This window comes from Chitinophaga sp. YIM B06452, from assembly GCF_039655965.1.
Taxonomy (GTDB): Bacteria; Bacteroidota; Bacteroidia; order Chitinophagales; family Chitinophagaceae; genus Chitinophaga.
Genome location: NZ_JAWLKY010000001.1, coordinates 1754730 through 1774604, shown reverse-complemented (window position 1 = coordinate 1774604; position 19875 = coordinate 1754730). Strand labels below are relative to the sequence as shown.

21 protein-coding genes are annotated in these 19875 nt (G+C 51.1%); 9 read left to right on the top strand and 12 right to left on the bottom strand.

Features of this window, described 5'->3' with window-relative positions:
• The first annotated feature begins 13 nt into the window (after nt 1-13).
• Together nadB and R3I13_RS07080 are read left to right on the top strand one after the other, a co-directional pair.
• Nucleotides 14-1612, top strand: coding sequence for an L-aspartate oxidase (gene nadB, locus R3I13_RS07085; RefSeq protein WP_346317227.1), 1599 nt, complete (start codon nt 14-16; stop codon nt 1610-1612).
• Nucleotides 1576-2523, top strand: a complete 948-nt coding sequence (locus tag R3I13_RS07080) for a lysophospholipid acyltransferase family protein (protein ID WP_346317737.1) — start codon at nt 1576-1578, stop codon at nt 2521-2523. Before nadB ends, R3I13_RS07080 begins: the two co-directional genes overlap by 37 nt.
• Nucleotides 2524-2587: 64 nt before the next feature.
• On the opposite strand, the gene R3I13_RS07075 is transcribed toward R3I13_RS07080, so the two are convergent.
• The 7 genes from R3I13_RS07075 to R3I13_RS07045 all read right to left on the bottom strand — a co-directional run bounded on the left by R3I13_RS07075 (nt 2588) and on the right by R3I13_RS07045 (nt 7820).
• Nucleotides 2588-2962 (bottom strand): LysM peptidoglycan-binding domain-containing protein, encoded by a 375-nt coding sequence (locus R3I13_RS07075; protein ID WP_346317226.1) that lies wholly within the window; start codon nt 2960-2962, stop codon nt 2588-2590.
• A 44-nt stretch (nt 2963-3006) separates the two neighbouring features.
• Nucleotides 3007-3504: a BON domain-containing protein gene (locus R3I13_RS07070; RefSeq protein ID WP_346317225.1), complete on the bottom strand. Its 498-nt coding sequence runs from the start codon at nt 3502-3504 to the stop codon at nt 3007-3009.
• Nucleotides 3505-3827: 323 nt separating this feature from the next.
• Complete coding sequence (locus R3I13_RS07065) at nt 3828-5231, bottom strand: rhodanese-like domain-containing protein (protein ID WP_346317224.1); 1404 nt, start codon at nt 5229-5231, stop codon at nt 3828-3830.
• Nucleotides 5232-5435: 204 nt separating this feature from the next.
• A complete protein-coding gene (locus tag R3I13_RS07060) occupies nt 5436-5717 on the bottom strand; it encodes a metalloregulator ArsR/SmtB family transcription factor (protein ID WP_209145680.1) in 282 nt (93 codons plus the stop codon).
• A gap of 383 nt (nt 5718-6100) precedes the next feature.
• Nucleotides 6101-6775: a tRNA (adenosine(37)-N6)-threonylcarbamoyltransferase complex dimerization subunit type 1 TsaB gene (tsaB, locus tag R3I13_RS07055; protein WP_346317223.1), complete on the bottom strand. Its 675-nt coding sequence runs from the start codon at nt 6773-6775 to the stop codon at nt 6101-6103.
• A gap of 12 nt (nt 6776-6787) precedes the next feature.
• Nucleotides 6788-7435: a 3-hydroxyacyl-CoA dehydrogenase family protein gene (locus R3I13_RS07050; protein ID WP_346317222.1), complete on the bottom strand. Its 648-nt coding sequence runs from the start codon at nt 7433-7435 to the stop codon at nt 6788-6790.
• A 4-nt stretch (nt 7436-7439) separates the two neighbouring features.
• Nucleotides 7440-7820, bottom strand: coding sequence for a RidA family protein (locus R3I13_RS07045; protein ID WP_346317221.1), 381 nt, complete (start codon nt 7818-7820; stop codon nt 7440-7442).
• Between the two features lie 106 nt (nt 7821-7926).
• Here R3I13_RS07045 and R3I13_RS07040 point away from each other — a divergent pair, with 106 nt between their 5' ends.
• The gene (locus R3I13_RS07040) at nt 7927-8739 is read left to right on the top strand and encodes a type II CAAX endopeptidase family protein (protein WP_346317220.1); all 813 of its coding nucleotides are present in this window, start codon (nt 7927-7929) and stop codon (nt 8737-8739) included.
• An 88-nt stretch (nt 8740-8827) separates the two neighbouring features.
• Here R3I13_RS07040 and R3I13_RS07035 read toward each other — a convergent pair whose 3' ends face one another.
• The 5 genes from R3I13_RS07035 to R3I13_RS07015 form a co-directional block, all read right to left on the bottom strand.
• Nucleotides 8828-10447, bottom strand: coding sequence for a L,D-transpeptidase family protein (locus R3I13_RS07035; RefSeq protein ID WP_346317219.1), 1620 nt, complete (start codon nt 10445-10447; stop codon nt 8828-8830).
• Nucleotides 10448-10578: 131 nt separating this feature from the next.
• Nucleotides 10579-12126 carry an Rne/Rng family ribonuclease gene (locus R3I13_RS07030; protein ID WP_346317218.1) on the bottom strand — a complete coding sequence of 516 codons (1548 nt, stop codon included), beginning with the start codon at nt 12124-12126 and terminating at the stop codon, nt 10579-10581.
• A gap of 315 nt (nt 12127-12441) precedes the next feature.
• Nucleotides 12442-12537 carry an AURKAIP1/COX24 domain-containing protein gene (locus tag R3I13_RS07025; RefSeq protein ID WP_224118025.1) on the bottom strand — a complete coding sequence of 32 codons (96 nt, stop codon included), beginning with the start codon at nt 12535-12537 and terminating at the stop codon, nt 12442-12444.
• A 32-nt stretch (nt 12538-12569) separates the two neighbouring features.
• On the bottom strand, nt 12570-13427 hold the full coding sequence (locus R3I13_RS07020) for a tetratricopeptide repeat protein (RefSeq protein WP_346317217.1): 858 nt from the start codon (nt 13425-13427) through the stop codon (nt 12570-12572).
• A gap of 23 nt (nt 13428-13450) precedes the next feature.
• Nucleotides 13451-13738, bottom strand: coding sequence for an HU family DNA-binding protein (locus R3I13_RS07015; RefSeq protein WP_073084475.1), 288 nt, complete (start codon nt 13736-13738; stop codon nt 13451-13453).
• Between the two features lie 225 nt (nt 13739-13963).
• Between R3I13_RS07015 and mutY the strand changes: the two genes are divergently transcribed.
• The 6 genes from mutY to R3I13_RS06985 all read left to right on the top strand — a co-directional run bounded on the left by mutY (nt 13964) and on the right by R3I13_RS06985 (nt 19849).
• Nucleotides 13964-15013 carry an A/G-specific adenine glycosylase gene (mutY, locus tag R3I13_RS07010; RefSeq protein ID WP_346317216.1) on the top strand — a complete coding sequence of 350 codons (1050 nt, stop codon included), beginning with the start codon at nt 13964-13966 and terminating at the stop codon, nt 15011-15013.
• Nucleotides 15014-15186: 173 nt separating this feature from the next.
• Nucleotides 15187-15663, top strand: coding sequence for a single-stranded DNA-binding protein (locus R3I13_RS07005; protein ID WP_346317215.1), 477 nt, complete (start codon nt 15187-15189; stop codon nt 15661-15663).
• Nucleotides 15664-15838: 175 nt separating this feature from the next.
• A complete protein-coding gene (gene gldE, locus R3I13_RS07000; RefSeq protein ID WP_346317214.1) occupies nt 15839-17149 on the top strand; it encodes a gliding motility-associated protein GldE in 1311 nt (436 codons plus the stop codon).
• Between the two features lie 8 nt (nt 17150-17157).
• Nucleotides 17158-17757, top strand: a complete 600-nt coding sequence (gldD, locus tag R3I13_RS06995; protein WP_346317213.1) for a gliding motility lipoprotein GldD — start codon at nt 17158-17160, stop codon at nt 17755-17757.
• Between the two features lie 7 nt (nt 17758-17764).
• A complete protein-coding gene (locus R3I13_RS06990) occupies nt 17765-18349 on the top strand; it encodes a DUF3109 family protein (RefSeq protein ID WP_346317212.1) in 585 nt (194 codons plus the stop codon).
• A gap of 120 nt (nt 18350-18469) precedes the next feature.
• Nucleotides 18470-19849: a LutB/LldF family L-lactate oxidation iron-sulfur protein gene (locus R3I13_RS06985; protein ID WP_346317211.1), complete on the top strand. Its 1380-nt coding sequence runs from the start codon at nt 18470-18472 to the stop codon at nt 19847-19849.
• Nucleotides 19850-19875 lie beyond the last annotated feature (26 nt).

The following is a 19875-nucleotide window of genomic DNA, read 5'->3' as shown; positions in this document are numbered from 1 at the left end:
ATTTTGATGTTCTATGCATCAAACAGATTTCCTGGTAGTAGGCTCAGGAATTGCAGGGCTCACGTATGCCCTCAAAGTGGCCGAGCAATGTCCGGATAAAAAGGTAACGATCATTACCAAAACCCGGGAAGACGAAACCAATACAAAATATGCGCAGGGCGGCGTAGCCGTGGTGAATGACCTGGAGAACGACAGCTTTGAAAAGCACATCGAAGATACCCTGATCGCGGGAGACGGCCTCTGCAACGAAGAGGTGGTGGAGATCGTGGTGAAGGAAGGGCCCGACCGTGTGAATGAACTTATTTCCTGGGGCGCCCGTTTCGATAAATCGCCCGATGGCGACTACGCCCTCGGCAAAGAAGGCGGGCATTCCGAGTTCCGCGTCATCCACCACAAAGACGTGACGGGCCGCGAAATAGAACGCGCCCTGCTGGAAGCTATCCGCCGCAAAAAAAATATAGAACTGATCACCCACTGCTTCGTAGTGGAGCTCATCACCCAGCACCACCTGGGTTACCTCGTTACCAAATCCACGCTGGACATTGAGTGTTACGGCATCTACGTCCTCAATCTCAAGACCAACAAGATCGAGAAGATATTGTCGCGGCTCACGCTGCTGGCCACCGGCGGCAATGGGCAGGTATACCGCACCACCACCAACCCCGTGATAGCCACGGGCGACGGCGTGGCCATGGTGTACCGCGCCAAGGGCAGGATCGAGAATATGGAGTTCATCCAATTCCACCCCACAGCACTCTACCAGCCCGGCGAAAGCCCTTCGTTCCTCATCACCGAAGCCGTGCGCGGCGACGGCGGCATTTTGCGCAACAAGAACGGGGAAGACTTCATGCACAAATATGACGAGCGCCTCAGCCTCGCCCCCCGCGACATTGTGGCCCGCGCTATAGACAGTGAGATGAAGATCACCGGTACCGAGCATGTGTACCTCGATTGCCGGCACATGGACATGGAGAAGTTCGTTCATCACTTCCCCAATATTTACGAAAAGTGCAAATCCATAGGCATAGACGTTAGCAAGGACATGATACCCGTGGCACCGGCGGCTCATTACAGCTGCGGCGGCATTAAGACGGACGAGCACGGGCATACTTCCATCCGCAACCTTTACGCAGCCGGCGAATGCGCCAGCACAGGGCTTCACGGCGCAAACCGCCTCGCTTCCAACTCCCTGCTGGAAGCCATGGTATTTGCCCACCGTTGTTACCTGGATGCGGTGAAAGTGATCGATACCATCAGCCTGAAAGAAAATGTGCCGGACTGGAATACCCTGGGCACCACCGCTCCCCGCGAAATGATCCTCATTACACAAAGCCTCAAAGAGCTGAAGCAGATCATGAGCGACTACGTGGGCATCGTGCGTACCAATGTGCGTTTGGAACGCGCCATGCGCAGGCTGGACATACTGCATCTCGAAACGGAAGCCCTCTATAAGGAAACCGCCGTTTCACCGCAGCTTTGCGAACTGCGCAACCTGATCACCGCCGGGTATCTTATCGTGAAAGGGGCCGCCTTCCGCAAAGAAAGCAGGGGGCTGCATTACAACACGGATTATCCATACAAGAGCGAACTTGTGCAGAATATCATCCTGTAAGGTTCTTAAAGAGAAAGCGATCCATGTATTATATTTTACTGGCATTCTGTTACAGCGTTTCCATCCTTCCCCTGTGGCTGCTTTACTTCATCAGCGACGGGCTGTATGTGCTGGTGTACCATATACTCGGGTACCGGCGCAAAGTAGTGCTGGACAACCTCCGCCAGGCGTTTCCCAATAAATCAGAACAGGAGATCAGGCTGCTGGCCAGGAAATACTACCGCAACCTGACGGATATGATGGTGGAATCCATCAAGCTGCTGACGATGAGCAGCACTTCGCTGCGCAAGCGTTTCGACTGCGACCTGAGCGTGCTGCATAAGCTCTACGCCGAAGGCCGCAGCGTACAATTGCACCTGGGCCATAACTTCAACTGGGAATGGGCGAACCTGTTTGCCAAGAACGGCGTGCAATTCCCTTTCCTCGTCGTGTTCATGCCCATCAGCAGTTCCGCCGTGAACCGCATGTTCAGGCACTTCCGTGAAAAATTCGGCACCGTGCTGATACCTGCCAACGATATGCGCAACGGCATGGCCCCCTGGATCGGGAAACAATACCTGCTGGCGCTGGTGGCAGACCAGAACCCCGGCAACCCGCGCCGCTGTTACTGGTATCCTTTCCTTAATAAAATGACCGCCTTCTACAAAGGCCCTGAAATGAGCGCGCGCCGTTACAATATTCCGGTGGTGTTTGCAGACATCCGGAAAGTACGCAGGGGTTATTACAAAGCAAGGCTCACCCTTGCCTTCGAAAACCCAATTCATGAGCCGGAAGGCCGCATCACGGAAGCATTTGTGCAATATCTTGAAGAAAACATCCGCCAGCAGCCTGAAGTCTGGGTGTGGAGCCACCGCCGCTGGAAACATGAATACAAAGCGGAGTATGCGTATGAGAACGGCGGCGATGAATAAGCCGAAGACATTAAAAAACCCCGGCCATTGCGGCCGGGGTTTTGTTTTTATGGCTCAGACAAGGTTATGCTGAAGGTATTTTCAGTTTCCAGCCCGGCTGGATCATGTCGGGGTCTTTTATTTTGTCCTTATTGGCTTCGAAGATCTTCTGCCAGGTAAGGCCGGGGTATTTCTTGGCGATCTTGCTGAGGCTGTCGCCGGCCTTTACTTCATATTCCTGTTCGGCGCCTTCGGCCAGGGATATGTTCAGCACGAGGTCTCCCGCGCGCATTTCCGGGTCCAGCTTTTCGTAGATGCCCCAGAGCTGGTCCTTCACTGCTGAAGATGGCGCTGTGCCGGTTACATACAGCACGCCGTTCTGTTCCGCTACCTGTAAGCCGCTAACGCCGCCGGTGTTGGCTGCCTGAACGAGTTCTGCGTATTTATCTTGTAATGCCATGATCATACTTTTTTAAGGTTACTTATTGGATTGAAAAGCCAGGGTTATTGCAGGGTGAGCTTGTTGTTCACCTTTTTCGGTTTGGCTTCATTGGCTGCCTGCATCACTTTGCGCAGGTCCGCTTTTTTGATGGTGCCAGTGAGGGTTACTTCGCCGTTCGCAATGGTGGCTGTTACACCAGTGATGCCGGCAGCGTTGATCGCGGAGTCTACACTGGATTTGAGCACATCGTCAGGATTGATGGATACCGGCGGGGCGGCGGGCGGCGGAGGGGGCGGGGTAAGCATGACGTTGTTAACAACGGATTTAACACCTTTCACGCTTTTGGCAGCATCTTCAGCGGCAGTTTTGGCTGCATCGTCCATTACTTCTCCACTGAGGGTGGCAACACCTCCCTTTACTTCGGCTATCACACCGGGCGAAGCGGTAGACAGCTTGTCGTTCACTTCCTTCTGGAGCTTTGCATCGCTTGGCTTACAAGCGTAAAGGAACACGCCTATCCCGAGCAGGAAGGCGAGCAAAATGGGTTTGCGTTGTTTCATATGATTAGAATTTTATAGGAATTTAGCCAATTCCAAGGTAAACGACAATTATTTCTTCGTTTAATTAATTGTTAAGCAAGTATTTATGCAATAGTAAATATTAAATGTAAGTGTATAAATTTATATGTGTTTAAACCGCAAACTATATAACGAAGTATGACAAACTTTGACAGGAGCAGCAGTATGACCGCAGCCAACGAGTATGAATGCGGATGTTGGCTATGATATAAAATGTTTTGATCTGATTAACATTTGAAGACACGGAGAAATAAAAAAACGCCGGAAGCAAATGCCGCCGGCGTTCAATATCGATCCAGGGATTTTTAGTTCAGGATGTTCTTCTCCTGCACGGTGGTCAGCCCTTTCTGATCTTTCATTTTGTTGTAACCGCCATTCACATTGCGGAGGTTGTGGATGCCTTCGCGTTTCATGATGGAACAGGCTATTACGCTGCGGTAACCGCCCTGGCAGTGAACATACAGGTTCAGGTGTTCGTCCAGGTCCGCAAGGGCGCCGGGGTCGGTCATTTCGCTGAGGGTGAGGTTGATGGCGTCTTTGATATGCCCGTCTGCATACTCCGCAGGTTTGCGCACGTCCACCACTACGAGGTTTGTGTCGTGGGGAATATCCATGGCCAGCTCATCGGGATCCACTGAAATGATCATATCGATCTTTTCACCGGCTGCCTGCCAGGCTTCAAAACCGCCTTCCAGGTAACCTTCCACCTTATCGAAACCAACACGGGCCAGCCTTACGATCGTTTCTTCTTCCTGCCCGGCCGCTGTAACGAGCAGCATAGGCTGGTTGAAAGGGAGCAGGCTTCCCGCCCATTCCGCGAAGCGGCCTTCCAGGCCAATGCTGATGGAACCGGGCACAAATCCTTCTGTGAAAACATTCGCATTGCGCGTATCCAATATGAGGGCGCCGGCAGCGGCCTTTTCTTTAAAATCTTCTATGGATAAAGGTTTCAGGCTTCTTTCCATAACGGTGTTCATCGCATCGTAACCTTCTTTGTTGATCTGCGCGTTGATGGGAAAATATTGCGGAGGCGTAGCCAAACCTTCAGTTACCTGCTTGATGAAATCCGCTTTGTCTTCCGCCAGCAGCGCATAATTGCTGCGCTTTTCATCGCCGATGGTGCTGTATGTATTGGGACCAAGATTCTTACCGCATGCGGAACCCGGGCCATGCGCGGGATACACGGTTACATGATCGGGCAGGGTCTTGATCTTGTTCTTCAGCGACTCGAACAGGTAACCCGCCAGTTCTTCCTTGCTGAGGTTCCCGCTGAACAGGTCCGGCCGGCCCACATCGCCGACAAATAAAGTATCGCCGGTGAAGACGGCATTGGGTTCGCCTTTTTCGTCGAGCAGCAGGTAGCAGGTAGACTCCATGGTGTGGCCCGGCGTGTGCAGGGCTTTTACGCTCACTTTCCCGATCCGGAAATCCTCACCGTCTTTCGCGATATGCACGGGAAAGCTGGTCACGGTCTCAGGACCATACACAATGGGCGCTTTGGTGGCGGCTGCAAGATCGAGGTGGCCCGAGACGAAATCCGCGTGAAAATGTGTTTCGAAAATATACTTGATGGAGGCGTTCCTTTCGTGTGCGAGCTCCAGGTAAGGCTCGATGTCTCTCAGCGGGTCTATGATAGCGGCTTCCCCTTCAGACTCTATGTAATATGCTGCTTCTGATAAGCAACCTGTATACAACTGCTTAATGAACATAATGGTTTTTGATTTTGGCAAAAATACGAAGAAGTTATACAACGGCCGATGACGGTTGTCAGCGCCGGGTCAAACTGTTACCCGGTAGGATAAGGGGGATAAAGGGGCAAAAAAAGACTGTCTTCCCCGGAGGAGAAGACAGTCGGTCTCAGTATGGTGCAGGGCCGCTCTTCCGGCCATTTTTTGATCAGGATTGTAGATGGATTATCCCACCAGCTCTTCGACAAACTTAGCTACTTCTGCAATACGCTGCTTGTTGATGGTATAGTGGATAAACTTACCGTCTCTCTCGGTAATCACGATGCCTGCGCGCCTCAGGATGGCCAGGTGCTGGCTTGCTACAGACTGTTCCAAACGCAATTTCACATAGATCTCCGTTACGGTCATGCGCTTATGGTCTTCCAGCAGCTTGATCATTTGCTGGCGCAGTTTGTGGTTGATCGCTCTCAACACCATCGCGGCCTTTTTAACGGCAATGTAATCCAATTTGATCTGATCTTTTTCATTGTTACCTCTAGAAATAATAAGAGTATTAGAAGAGGTAGTTAATAATTGTTTTTCCATCGCAAAATAGTTTTAAAAAATAAATGAAATGACAGGGATCAACGGACAGTAAAACGCGATTATTAGACAACAACCACGGATATTGATTATACAAAATTATAATATCTGTCACAATAAAAAAAATTTCTATACCTTCTTTTTTAATATATAATTTGGAATATGCCCCTTTTTTCCACAATTTGACGTTCACATGACATTTCCAGGCGCATTTTACTGTCCATCCTGCCGTTCTCAGATTATAACGCGTTTCAATGCGTAATATGATGCGGCGAAATGCTAAAAATCTGCTAAAAAAATAAAGAATGTTATTGTTTTCCGGGGTGGAAGAAGGCCTTGAGATAGTGCGGAGCGAAGTAGGCCACATCCTGGAAATCCTTACTGGCAAAGGCTTTCTCGGCCAAAGGTATCATATGTGCCGCGGATATCTGGTATGAGGGAAATACAGCATTGGTAGGCGATCCTAACAATCCATGCCATTTCGGGGCTCCATCCCCGAAGAAAAATGTCGTTTTACGCCCTAAAAAGGCATTAAATGCATCCTGTGAAAGCACCATCGCCTGCGGGGGTATTTCGGCTTGTAATGCGTTGTTATACACCGCGGTGAACACCTCCATCCGCCGCGCGTCGATCATCGGGATATACCACGCATCCTGCGGGTATTCAGCATACAAACCAGAAGCCATCATCTGCAAAGTGGACACCGCGATCAAAGGTTTTTTCCAGGCATAACATAACCCTTTCACCGTAGCAGCTCCCACACGGAGACCAGTATACGAACCGGGACCGGCGCTCACGGCGATAGCATCCAGCTCTTCGTGAGCGGTGCCGTGATTAGCGAGCAGGCGCTGGATGAACAGGCCGACGGTAGCCGCATGGTCTTTCTGGTCTGCGTTGTGCAGGGTTTCCAGCTCCTTCCCGTCCTTCGAAAGGCAAACGGAGCCCAGCGCGGTGGCTGTGTCGATATGTAAGATGAGTGCCAAACTATCATTCTTTTAAAACGGCATCGCTTCGTATTCCTCGCGCAGCAGCGGGCTGAGCCGATAACGTTCGTTGCCGGTTTCCCGGTAAACGGCCTGCAATACTTCGTATACATTGCGCAGGCCTATTTTTTTGCTCCATTCAAAAGGGCCGAAAGGGTAATTGGTGCCCAGTTTCATGGAAATATCAATGTCTTCCCGCGAAGCGGTGCCTTCCGCCGCGGTGAAATATGCTTCGTTGATGATCATGCACACCACTCTCGGCGTTACCATGCCTGTTGCGGCTTTCACCAGCTGGTATTCCCATCCCAGTTCTTTCATCAATGCGTCCAGCTTTGCTGCATTGCCGGTGGCGGACAGGGCTGTTTCCAGCGGGTTCATGCCCATGAAACCGGGCAGCAGGTTGGCAGCGTAAATATGCGCGTATTGCTCCCATATTGAAGGCGACAGTTTCACGAGGCAGCCCAGTACCGGCACTTCGGGTTTCATCGCATAGAGCAGGAGGTTTTCCGGGCGCTCATCCAGCGAAAGGTCTATCACAAGGTCTGCTTCACTGCCGATAAGCTGCAGTTCGGGCTCCCAGGTGCAGTTGTGGCCTTCTGTGCTGCGGGCGGCGCGGAATTCTTCCCAACGCTGCGCTTCGCCTGTTACGAGGATGTCCATACAATTATTTAACGGCGATCACGGAAATCTCAACATTCACACCTTTCGGCAAAGCCGCTACCTGCACGGTTTCGCGGGCGGGGAAGTAGCCCGTGAAATATTTGCCGTACACTTCGTTGATCTGCGAAAAATCATTCATGTCGGTGATGAAAATGGTGGTCTTTACTACATCGGAAAAGTCCATGCCGGCTTCTGCAAGAACATTCCGGAGGTTCTGCATCACGCGGTGCGTTTCGCTGATGATATCATCCTTTTCCAGCTGCCCGGTTTCAGGATTCACGGCTATCTGGCCTGAAACGAACAGCATGTTGCCGGCTTTCACGGCCTGGTTGTACGGCCCGATGGGCGCCGGGGCATTATTGGTGTTGATGATCAGTTTTTCCATATGCGGCAAAAATAAGATTTTAGATACGCAAATTGCTTATATTAGCATTACAACTAGTGTCAACCAAAGAAGTACCATATCACATCGCAACATTATCTGCACGATTATGTATGTCAAAACCCAGCATGGTCTTTCATTGAACGGTGCATGGAAAATGCAGCTCAGCCTTTATGCCGGCTGGATTGCGGGCGCCGGCCTTCTTTATTGTTTTACCGGGAGCAATCTTTTGCTGTACGCCCCGCTGCTCATTACGGTCCACCTGCTCAGCGGCGTTGGCGTGATCCTTTTCACATTCATCAACAAAAAGGATAATTTCCGGCTCATACCGAAGATCAATATTTCACTGGAAACCTTCCTCATGGCGTTTTCCATGGCGCTTGCGCTGGTAATGGTGAAAGACGGGCTCGGGTACCTGCTGCCCCTTCCGGCCTGGCCGGAACTGTCATTCACCTCGATCCATACCGGCTCCGGCTATATGATCATTGTGTCGGTAATGCTGGCTGCTTTTATGGAAGAGCTGCTGTTCCGCGGCATTATCATGGAAGCATTGCTCCACCGTTACTCCGGCGGCGTGGCCCTGCTGCAAAGCTCGCTGCTTTTTATGCTGGCACACCCCGATCCCGCGCAGATGCCGGGCACTTTCCTGCTCGGGCTGCTCACCGGCATTTTCTATCTCCGCTTCCGCGACCTCTGCTCCTGCTTCCTCATACACCTTACGCATAACGCTGCAGCCGCCCTGCTTATTTCGGCGGGCACGTTCCAGTTCATGGCCGCTTCGCCGGTGATGTATGTAATGATCATCGCAGGATGCGTGGTGGTGCTTACAGCAGGTTATTTTATGCTCAGGAAACTTACACCCGCCACGGCCAAACCAATGCCGGAAAAGATCCGCCCGAAGGCCGTGCTGCTGACCAAATAAGAACGACGCGCAGGAATGCGCACAACCCGCTTATCATTGACCAAAAGCCGCCCGGGCAAAGCGCCTGCGGCGTTGCAAAAACCGCTTATCATTGACCAAATAACAATTTCGCCAGCCTGGCGTCGTGGCCATATACGTCGTCACGGAAATTGAGGCGCCCCTGGCTGTCTACCCAGGAGGTGAAATACCCTATGTACACGGGCAGCTTGTTCTTCAGCGTGACATACTTCTCTTTGCCGGCATTCATGGCGGCGTCTATCTTCTGTTCGTTCCAGCTGGAATCTTTCCGCAGCACCCATTGCGCGAGGTGTTTAGGCTCCGATACCCGTATGCAGCCGTGGCTGAAGGAGCGTTTTGCTTCGCTGAACAGGTTTTTGGCCGGGGTGTCGTGCAGGTAGATGTTGTATTCGTTGGGGAAAAGGAATTTCACTTTGCCGAGGGAATTACTGGGCCCGGGTTTCTGCCGCACGGAAATATTATTGCCGCTGCCGGTCATCTCCATGTTATGCCGCCGCAGGTATGCGGCGCCGCTCTTACGGATGCCGGGCAGCACTTCTTTTTTCAGGATACCGGGCGGCACGTTCCAGTAAGGGCTGAATACCACGTACTGCATGTCTTTGCTGAAGATCACCGTGCTGGCGCCGGGCGTGCCCACCACTACATTGCAGCTCCAGGCCAGCTTGCCGTCTTCATACGCATGCAGGCGGAACTCGGGGATATTCACGAGAATATAATCCGTTGTCACCTCCACGGGCACCCAGCGCAGGCGTTCCATGTTGAGCAATATCTGGTGCATGTAGTGTTGCAGCGGGCGGTTCAGCGCGTCTACGGTTTGCTGGCGGATGATGCCGTCCGGCTTCTGGCCCATGCGGGTTTGGTAATTGCGTAAAGCGGAATCCAGCAGGGGCGTGAATTTGGTGGTGGTGTCCTTTTCTTTATAATCGCCGTAAAGCGCCAGGCGCGATTTTACGGCGGCGATCACGTCTGAAGAATCGCCGGATTTGAATGTTTTCTTTTTATCCGCCAGCCTGATGGAATCCTGCTGCGGATGTTTCTTCACGAGATCGCCCATTTTTGAGAGCTGGTCGCGGAGCAGCTTGTACTGGCGGTTCACGGGCTCGTCTGAGGCCAGCGCTTTTTTCGGGTAACGTACGATCGAATCCAGCAGGCTTTCCACGTTGATCTTTTTGCGGGGGATGAACCACTCCAGGTCTTTGGCGTTATCGCTGGTCATGCCGCCCCATACCTTGTTTGCATATACGAAAAACTCCGCGGTAAGACTCAGTTCCGCCACGGATATGATAGTATCCCGGCGGTTGAGGCTGTCGCCCATGAGCGCGATGGAATCGTAGAGGGCGCTCACGCGGCTGTTGTTCAGCGTGCTGTCTTTAATGCCGCTTTCAGCATCCTGGCGCATCATGTTCAGCAGGCCGCCCGCCTGTTCGGTAATGCCTTCTTCGTTGATCCACGCGTAGTGGAAATCGCGTTTGCGGTAGAAGTCTTTGATCAGTTCGCTGTAGGGCCTGAATTCCGCATGCCGGGCAAGGAATTCGCTAACCTTGTTGCTGTCCAGCGACTGGGCGATATATTCCTCTTTGGTATAGTGCGTGGTATCGCGGTTCACGGCTTCAGACTTCGATTTCCCGCCTTGTTTACAGGCGGCCAGGGTGAGCATGGCGAATACGGGCAGCAGGTATTTTTTCAGCATAGCAAACGGAGTGGTTTACGAGGTATAACAATCGAATACCGTGTATGTTGCACGGTATCCAACAATTCAGCAACAATCATGCAAAAGGGCGTACCGTTTGTTTGGTACGCCCTTCTTTGCAATATCTTTTTTTACAATTTGATCTCTTCGTCGTTGGCGTCAAAGAAGTGGTATTCCGTGAGGTGGTAGTTGGAATCCGCCCGCAGCTTGATCCATTTTTTATAGGCAAAGTACCATTTCCACTGGCGGCTCCGCAGCCAGCCTTTGGTGAGGAAGGCGTACAATATGGGGTGCACGCGTATGGTAAGGCCTTTATGCTGGTGATTGAGCAGGTATTGCAGGTTCTTTTCGATGTCTTCCACGATCAGCATGGAAGCGCCTATTTTGCCGGTGCCTTTGCAGGCGGGACAATCTTCCGCAACGGAAATGGTGATCTCCGGCTTCACGCGCTGGCGGGTGATCTGCATCAGGCCAAACTTGGAGATGGGCAGGATGGTATGTTTCGCCCTGTCAGGCGCCATGAATTTCTCCATGGCTTCGTACACCGTTTTTTTGTTCTCCGGCAGCTTCATATCGATGAAGTCGATGATGATGATGCCGCCCAGGTCGCGGAGACGCAGCTGGCGCGCGATCTCGGCCGCCGCTTCCAGGTTGGAGGCGAGGGCGTTCTGTTCCTGGTTGTTGCTGGAGCTTTTATAACCGCTGTTCACGTCTATCACGTGCAGGGCTTCGGTGGCTTCAATGATGAGGTACACCCCGCTGTCCAGGTTCACGGTCTTGCCAAACGACGCTTTCACCTGGCGGGTAACGCCGAAGTGGTCGAAGATGGGCGCGCCGTTGTGGTAGTAGGTCACGATGTCCTGCTTTTCCGGCGCGATCTTCTGGATATACGTTTTGGTGTCCGTATAAATATTTTTATCGTTGATCACGATGCGGTTGAAGCTTTCGTTGAGCAGGTCGCGCAGGATGCTGGTCGTTTTGGTTTGCTCGCTGAGTATCTTTTGCGGGGCCTGGCCGTTGCGGAGGTTTTCCTGGATGGTTTTCCAGGTGCTCACGAGGGTGGTCAGGTCTTCGTGCAGTTCTGCGGTCTTTTTTCCTTCGGCGGCGGTGCGTACGATCACCCCGAAATTGGGCGGTTTGATGGCCTCTACGATCTTCTGCAGGCGTTTTCTTTCTTCCGATGAGTGTATCTTTTTGGATACAGCCACAATATTATTGAAGGGGGTGATAACGATGAACCGGCCGGGCAGCGATATTTCACAGCTGAGCCGGGGGCCTTTGGAAGAAATGGGTTCTTTGAGGATCTGTACGAGGATGTTGGGTTTACCGCCGAGCACTTCGGTGATCTTGCCGGTCTTTACTATTTCCGGTTCATTTTTGAATTTCCCGAAATCGAAGGTTTCGGATTTGTCCGAAATGGATTGTTGGGTGAACTTTAAGAGTGACCGGATGTAGGGGCTGAGATCGGTATAGTGAAGGAAGGCGTCTTTTTCAAAGCCTACATCTACGAAGGCCGCGTTAAGGCCGGGAATGAGTTTCTTTACTTTGCCCAAATAAAGGTCCCCTACCGCAAAATTAGGATTGCCGCTTTCATGATGCAGCTCCACTAACTTCTTATCTTCCAGCAATGCAATTTCCACACCGGATGGTGCTGCATTTATAATCAATTCCTTATTCAAGCGTCAAAATTTTATCCATAAATACTTCACTTTAGTGCACCCGCAGTTTTAACACGGGAATACAACATGCCCAAATGAGAGGCCGGGAATCTGGGACCGGCGATTCACTACGAGGAGAGGATTGTGCAAAGGGTTTAGTGATATACAGGATAAGTTCCGGAATCTGTACAGGCCGGACTACGAAAACAACCTGCATGACTTTAGCAATTTAACAATTAAAGCTAAAATCATGCAGGATCGCTTAAAAAAATTTATCGTGTCGGGCCCTACCGTCTACTTATACCTGTTAGTATAAATGGCGGGGAAACAGGAGAATTATTTCTTACCTTTCTTATGACGGTTTTTTCTCAACCTTTTTTTGCGTTTGTGGGTTGCGATTTTATGTCTTTTTCTTTTCTTTCCGCAGGGCATACCTTTTTCTTTTTTTAATGTTTTATAATATATTACTTAATGCTCTTTATATATTCGTCTATCTCAGCAGCCAGGGCCGGGTCTTTGATGAGCTTACGGCATTGGCGGAGAAGGTCTTTTGCTTTATCGTTCTCGCCTTTGCTCTGATGGGCTACGGCCAGCAGGAACATGGCTTTCGGTTCATCAGGCTTGCGTTCCAGCACTTTTTCCATACGTTCGATCGCTTTATCGAACTGGCCGGACGTTATACTGAAGTTGGCCAGAGTGAGCTGTGCATCCAGGAAATCGGGATTCCGCTCCGCTACTTCCCTCAGAATGCCGATGCCCTGCATAGGCGCCGTGCTATTGCTGATAACGAGCAGCGTACCTTTCTTTACTTTCAGCGTGTCATTGTTTGGTTCAAGCGCGATGGCCCTGTCAAGCAACTCAAGGGCCTTGCCGGCCTCCCACTGTCTTACGCCCGCGTCCTGCGTGTGCGAGAGATGGTCTAAAAATAAATTGGCTGCAAAGGTGAGGCTTTTTCCCGAATTTTCCAACTTGGCGGCTTCGGCGGCATAATGCGCAGCGATGGGGAGCTCGTTCAGGTTATCCCAGATAGTGTACAATTGCCGGTAGGCGGTGATCTGCTGGGTCTGGACATCACCGCGTACGACAGTATTTTCAAGCCCGGTGATCTCCACGAGCTTGTCTGCAGGAACTTTTTCCTTGGCCCTTTTCAGCAGATCATTAAAATCGGCCGCCTTTGCTTCAGCCATGGAAGCGCCTTCAGCGCCGTGATCATGACCGGCATGGTCATGCCCCTGCACTTTAGGCGTTATACGGCCAAACGCAAACAGTACCGTAACCACGGCAACAGCAAGGCCAAGAAGGAGTAGTTGATTTCTTTGCACCTAATAAATGTTAGGATGCAAATCTAAGAACTTTTGAGCTTTTTAACTTCTGCTACAAACTCTTTAGATGGCTTAAATGCTGGAATGAAGTGTTCCGGGATCTCCACGGCCACGTTCTTCTTAATGTTACGGCCAATCTTGGCAGCTCTTTTCTTCGTGATAAAGCTACCAAACCCGCGGATGTAGATATGCTCGCCATTTGCTAACGCCTCCTTAACTTCCTTGAACATGGCTTCGAGTGTTACTAACACATCTACTTTGGGGATGCCGGTTTTTTCAGCAATGTTGTTAATCAAATCAGCTTTTCTCATAATGAAGCGGAGGATTACTTGTTTTCCAAAGTTATTAAAAAAAATTTAATTGCTGAATTTTCAAGCAAATAAAATTTATCTTTTTTTGTTATAGATACCGCGTTCTAAAAATACGTTTATTTGTGCTCCCACGAATGCCTAAATCACTGCAAGTCAGCACTAATAAAGGCTTTGGGAACACGAATATATAGAAAAACATCGACATATATAAATTATTTTGCCCAAATGACCGATACTAAAAGATTTTTTACTGACCGTATTCTGACCTGGAACCGCGCCCACAACGACCGGAGCATGCCCTGGAAGAACGAAAAAAATCCCTATTTCATCTGGTTATCGGAGATCATCCTCCAGCAAACACGCGTAGAGCAGGGATGGCCTTATTATGAACGTTTCATCACCGCATACCCCACCGTGAACGATCTCGCCAAAGCCCCGGAGGAAGAGGTTTTCCGCCTCTGGCAAGGGCTTGGCTACTACGCCCGCTGTAAAAATATGCTCGCCGCCGCCCGCTCCATCGCTGCCGCCGGCAAATTCCCGGACACCTACGAAGGCATCGCCGCGCTGAAAGGCGTTGGCGCATATACCGCAGCCGCCATCGCTTCTTTTGCTTATAATCTTCCCCACGCTGTGCTCGACGGGAATGTTTACCGTGTGCTCGCCCGTTATTTTGGCATAGATACGCCCGTGGATACCACCGCAGGCAAAAAACTCTTCACAATGCTGGCCAATGATGTGCTCCCCAAAAACCAGGCTGGCATTTATAATCAGGCGATTATGGATTTCGGGGCAGTAGTCTGCAAACCTCAGCAACCACTCTGCAAAACTTGTACGCTCTCGCTCCATTGCGAAGCGTTTCAAAAAGGATTAACAGATCTCGTTCCTGTAAAATCCAAAAAATTAGTCATAAAAAAAAGATATTTCCATTTTTTACTCCTCGAACAGGATGGAAAGATCTGGATCCGCAAACGCACCGCCAAAGACATCTGGCAGAACCTGCACGAATTCCCGCTCGTTGAAACGCCCGCCCCTGCCGGTATTGAAGCCCTCCGCCAAACCGCCGGCTTCCGGCGCCTGCTGCCTGGCAAGTCCGAAGCCCTGGAACCCGGCGTGGAACTAAAGCAGCAGCTCACCCATCAGACCATCCACGCCAGCTTCATCCGCTTCAGCCTTTCTCCGGATTTCAGCCTGCCGGAAAACTATATGCTCGTGCCGGCAAACCAATTGGAGAAATACGCTTTCCCCAAGATCATCACCGATTACCTGAAACGATAGACGACGTGCGGGAACGGCTTTGGTACCATGCCAACGGCTAACCTTACCCGTAAGCCTTACCTGTCAATGGAAAAGGTAAAAATTTGATGTCTTGATTTGAAAAAAACATTAACTTTAGTAAGGTTGACCGTGAGATGAATAATTTATAATCGGACAGATTAAAACCTACAATTATGAGAGGTGTTAATAAAGTAATCCTGATTGGCAATCTTGGCAGAGACCCCGATGTTCAATTCCTGGAAGGTAATATCGCAGTGGCTAAATTCTCCCTCGCCACTACCGAAACGTTTAAAGACAGAGCCGGCAAGTTGATTTCCCAAACAGAATGGCATACGGTTGTTCTTTGGAGAGGACTGGCAGAACTGGCCCAAAAATACCTCCACAAAGGCAGCCTCGTTTATATCGAAGGTCGCCTCCGCACCCGCAGCTGGGAAGACAAGGAGGGCAACAAAAAATTCGCCACCGAAGTGGTGGGAGACAACCTGGTGATGCTCGACAAAAGGATGGATGTTAACAACGGCGACCACCCAGTTCCCCATCACAGCACAGGCTCCGCGCCCGCTTCCTCCGGGGGCTCGCATCACGGGGAAGGCTATTCAGGCCTGGATATACCTCCCATGAGCGAACCGGCGGATGATCTGCCCTTCTAAAAACCCACCCGGCAGGTTAAATCTTACCAACTATCCGCCCGTAACGGTACATTCTTTATATTTGCATGCGGGAAAGCGATTCAATCATTACAGACCTGAATTACTTTCCCATTATTTTTGACCAATACATTATAACTTGGCTTACCTGACGGCTAGCATTTTACCGAAGAGTGTTTTGTTACAAGAGCTGGCATCGAACGCACCTAACCTGAACGTCGTGGTGTTCCTGCTCGTCATTTTCATATTACTACTGCTCACTTTCATTGTTTCCGGGGCAGAAGTGGCGTTTTTTTCCCTGAATTACAAAGACCTGAACGTGCTCAAGACCCGGCAAAGCAATGCCGGCAAAATGATCACCAGGCTGCTGGAAAAACCCAAATCCCTGCTCGCTTCCCTCCAGATCGCGAACATCCTGTTCAACATCGCCTTCATTTTTATTACCAACTACCTGATCGCCCAGGTGGAAACGCTGCGGGACCTGGAATTCCTGTCCTTCATCGTAAGGATCGCCATCATCACCTTCGTGCTGTTATTCTTTGGCCAGATCCTCCCCCGCGTATGGGCCACCCAGAATAATATGCGCTTCGCCACCTATTTCGCATGGTTCGTGCACATCATTCACGCCACGCTGGAACCGGTGAGCGACTTCTTCGTGAACATGAGCGAAGGCATCGAAGCGCGCCTCTTTCACCGCAATACCCGCCCCATCAACTACCACGAGATAGACGAAGTGATCGAAATGAGCGTGGAGCCGGGCGCTTCACAGGAAGAAAAGAACATCGTGCGTGGCATCCTCAAATTCGGCAACATCGCCGTAAAACAGATCATGCGCACCCGCCTGGACGTGAACGGCCTGGAATACGACATGCCCTTCAGCGAAGTCGTGAAACAGGTGGCAGACCTCCATTACTCCCGCCTGCCCGTCTACAAAGTAAACCTGGACACTATCGTGGGCGTGGTGCATACCAAAGACCTTCTGCAACACCTGGATAAAGGCGACAACTTCGATTGGCACGAAGTGCTGCGCCAGCCTTTTTTTGTGCATGAACATAAACTCATCGAAGACCTGCTGAATGAGTTCCAGACGCGGCATATGCATTTTGCCGTGGTGGTAGACGAATTCGGCGGCACCTCGGGCATCGTGACGCTGGAAGACATCATGGAAGAAGTGATCGGGGATATCAAGGATGAATTTGATGAAGAAGAATTCAACTACAACAAGGTAAACGAGCACACATACGTATTTGAAGGCAAAACCATGCTGAACGACGTTTGCCGCATCCTCAACATCGCGCCGGACACCTTTGAATCCGTTAAAGGCGAAAGCGATTCCATCGGCGGGCTGATACTGGAACTTTCCGGGAAATTCCCCGAAGAGAACAGCGTGATCAGCTACGGCAACTTCGATTTCACCATCCTGGAAGTGACCAAGATGCGCATCCAGAAAGTACAGGTGAGCATTAAATCTGGTATTGAAACTGAATGAGACCGGCCGTGAAAAATTTCCGCTACTTACTCCTCGCAGCGCTCCTGCCCGTTTTCGGCGCCTGCCAGCAACAGGGCTACACGCCCAAGCCCAGGGGCTACTTCCGCATAGACCTGCCGGAGAAAAAATACCAGGTGTTCAACGAACCCGGTTATCCTTACACTTTCGAATACCCGGTGTACGCCCGCATCGTGAAAGACACGCTGTTTTTCGACGAAAAGGCCGAAAACCCCTGGTGGATCAATGTAGACATCCCGGAGCTGAACGGTAAGATCTACATGAGCTATAAGGTAGTAGGCCCCAAAAATGCGCTGGACAAGCTCATCAACGATGCCTTCAAGCTGACTTATAAACATACCTATAAGGCGGAATCCATCGAGGAGCAGGACATTCACACGCCCAACAACGTGCACGGCCTGTTTTATGAAGTGGGCGGCAACGCCGCTTCCGCCAAACAATTCTATGCCACGGACTCCACTGCGCATTTTTTGCGCGGAGCTTTGTATTTTTACGCTCCGCCCAACGCGGATTCCCTGGCCCCCGTGAACAAGTTCCTGGAAGAGGATATGCGGCACCTGGTCCAAACACTGAAATGGAAAGCTAACTGAGCGAACGATGATAGTGATAGATGATAAATACATCAGTGACGATGTAGTTGAAAAGAACTTTGTATGCAACCTGAACGCATGCAAAGGCGCCTGTTGTGTGGCCGGGGATTGCGGCGCACCGCTGGAAGAGGAAGAGCTGAAAATCCTGAAGAAGATCTATCCCAAAGTAAAGCCCTTCCTCCGCCCGCAGGGCATTGAAGAAATAGAACGCACCGGGCTGCACACCTGGGACGATGAGCATGGCCATGTTACTCCCATCGTAAACGGCGCCATCTGCGCCTACGCCACAATCGACGACAACGGCATTGTAGGCTGCGGCATCGAAAAAGCATGGAAAGCCGGCGCCACCGATTACCGGAAGCCCATTTCCTGCCACCTCTACCCCATCCGCATCACCAAATACGAAACCTTCGAAGCAGTCAACTACGACAAGTGGAGCATCTGCAAACCCGCCTGCAAACTGGGTAACCAGCTCCAGGTACCCGTGTACAAATTCCTGAAAGAAGCCATCACGCGGAAATACGGCGAAGAATTCTACGAAGTGCTGGACAAGATCGCCGGCAAACAATACGAAACGGAAGAAGGAGAATAACCTGCCAGGCAGGAAGGTACAGGATGATAATTGATATAATTTTTCTGAATATTGATAGAATAGGCGCAATCTTTGCCCTGCAAAAACACCCGAACACTTTTTGACTATCTTTACAGGCATATGAACAAGACGGCAAGCACCTTTCTCTCCGAAAGCGAGATCAAAGCGGCTGATCTGGGTCACCGCAAAACGATCAACTTCAATATAGGCAAGTATAACGCCGCCGTGAAGAACGGCAAGCTCCAGTTCGCAGACCTGCCTACAGCCAGGGAGCGCGCCAAGAACGTGAAGTGGAAAGCCATCGAGAACCTGGACAAACACCTTGAAGATTTCGAGATGAACTTCATTAAACGCGGCGGCAAAGTGATCTGGGCCGAAACTGCCGAACAGGCGCGCGAAGAGATACTGGCTATTTGCAAAGCGAAGAACTGCAAGACCGTGGTGAAGAGCAAATCCATGGCCACGGAAGAAATACACCTGAACGATTTCCTGCACGAAAATAATATCGAAAGCGTAGAGACGGACCTCGGCGAATACATCCAGCAGCTGGACGATGAGCCGCCGTACCACATCGTGACGCCAGCCATGCACAAAAGCAAGGAAGAAGTGGCGCAGCTTTTCCACGACAAGCTCGGCTCCAGCCCTACGCTCAGTCCTGAAGAGCTCACGCTCGTGGCCCGCGACAAGCTCCGCCAGAAATACCTGGAAGCGGAAGTAGGCATCACCGGCGCGAATTTTATCATTGCAGACATCGGCGGCATCGCCGTTACCGAAAACGAAGGCAATGCGCGCCTCAGCACTTCTTTCCCCAAAACGCACATCGCGCTCGTGGGCATCGAAAAAGTGCTGCCCTCCATCAATGACCTCGCGCTGTTCTGGCCGCTGCTGGCCACTTACGGCACAGGCCAGCAGATCACTTCCTACAATACCATCTTCACCGGCCCGCGCCAGGAAGGCGAAACAGACGGACCGGAAGAAATGTACGTGATCTTCCTGGACAATGGCCGCACCAACATCCTGCAGGACGTTGAGGTCCGGGAAAGCCTCTACTGCATCCGCTGCGGCTCCTGCCTGAATGCCTGCCCCGTGTACAAGAACATCGGCGGCCACACCTACAAGACCACCTACAGCGGCCCCATTGGCGCGGTGATCACTCCGCACCTGCAGGGCATCGAGAAATACATGCACCTCAGCTTCGCGTCTTCGCTCTGCGGCAACTGTACGGAAGTATGCCCTGTGCGCATCAACCTGCACGAGCTGCTGCTGCACAACCGCCATAAAGCCGTAGAAGAGCATCATACCACCGGCGCTGAAAAGCTCGGCTGGTTTGGCTGGAAACAGGCCTGCCTCAGCCGCCGTATGATGAATCTGGTGGGCGGCAAAACCAAAAACCTGGTGATCGGGAAACTGTTTGGAAAAGCATGGGGCGACGATGAAAGAGGGCTGCCCATATTCGCGCCCAAATCATTCAACCAGTTGTGGAAAGAAAGGAAAAAGTAGAGATTCTAATATACAGGGGCTGAGCG

What these genes read in the sequence shown, in the direction of transcription:
- R3I13_RS07040 (WP_346317220.1), top strand. Translation starts at nt 7,927, where the DNA reads ATGTATGTCAAAACCCAGCATGGTCTTTCATTGAACGGTGCATGGAAA.
- R3I13_RS07065 (WP_346317224.1), bottom strand. Translation starts at nt 5,231, where the DNA reads ATGTTCATTAAGCAGTTGTATACAGGTTGCTTATCAGAAGCAGCATAT.
- R3I13_RS07035 (WP_346317219.1), bottom strand. Translation starts at nt 10,447, where the DNA reads ATGCTGAAAAAATACCTGCTGCCCGTATTCGCCATGCTCACCCTGGCC.
- nadB (WP_346317227.1), top strand. Translation starts at nt 14, where the DNA reads ATGCATCAAACAGATTTCCTGGTAGTAGGCTCAGGAATTGCAGGGCTC.
- R3I13_RS07005 (WP_346317215.1), top strand. Translation starts at nt 15,187, where the DNA reads ATGAGAGGTGTTAATAAAGTAATCCTGATTGGCAATCTTGGCAGAGAC.
- R3I13_RS07075 (WP_346317226.1), bottom strand. Translation starts at nt 2,962, where the DNA reads ATGGCATTACAAGATAAATACGCAGAACTCGTTCAGGCAGCCAACACC.
- mutY (WP_346317216.1), top strand. Translation starts at nt 13,964, where the DNA reads ATGACCGATACTAAAAGATTTTTTACTGACCGTATTCTGACCTGGAAC.
- R3I13_RS06990 (WP_346317212.1), top strand. Translation starts at nt 17,765, where the DNA reads ATGATAGTGATAGATGATAAATACATCAGTGACGATGTAGTTGAAAAG.
- R3I13_RS07025 (WP_224118025.1), bottom strand. Translation starts at nt 12,537, where the DNA reads ATGCCCTGCGGAAAGAAAAGAAAAAGACATAAAATCGCAACCCACAAA.
- R3I13_RS07070 (WP_346317225.1), bottom strand. Translation starts at nt 3,504, where the DNA reads ATGAAACAACGCAAACCCATTTTGCTCGCCTTCCTGCTCGGGATAGGC.
- R3I13_RS07045 (WP_346317221.1), bottom strand. Translation starts at nt 7,820, where the DNA reads ATGGAAAAACTGATCATCAACACCAATAATGCCCCGGCGCCCATCGGG.
- R3I13_RS07015 (WP_073084475.1), bottom strand. Translation starts at nt 13,738, where the DNA reads ATGAGAAAAGCTGATTTGATTAACAACATTGCTGAAAAAACCGGCATC.
- R3I13_RS07050 (WP_346317222.1), bottom strand. Translation starts at nt 7,435, where the DNA reads ATGGACATCCTCGTAACAGGCGAAGCGCAGCGTTGGGAAGAATTCCGC.
- R3I13_RS06985 (WP_346317211.1), top strand. Translation starts at nt 18,470, where the DNA reads ATGAACAAGACGGCAAGCACCTTTCTCTCCGAAAGCGAGATCAAAGCG.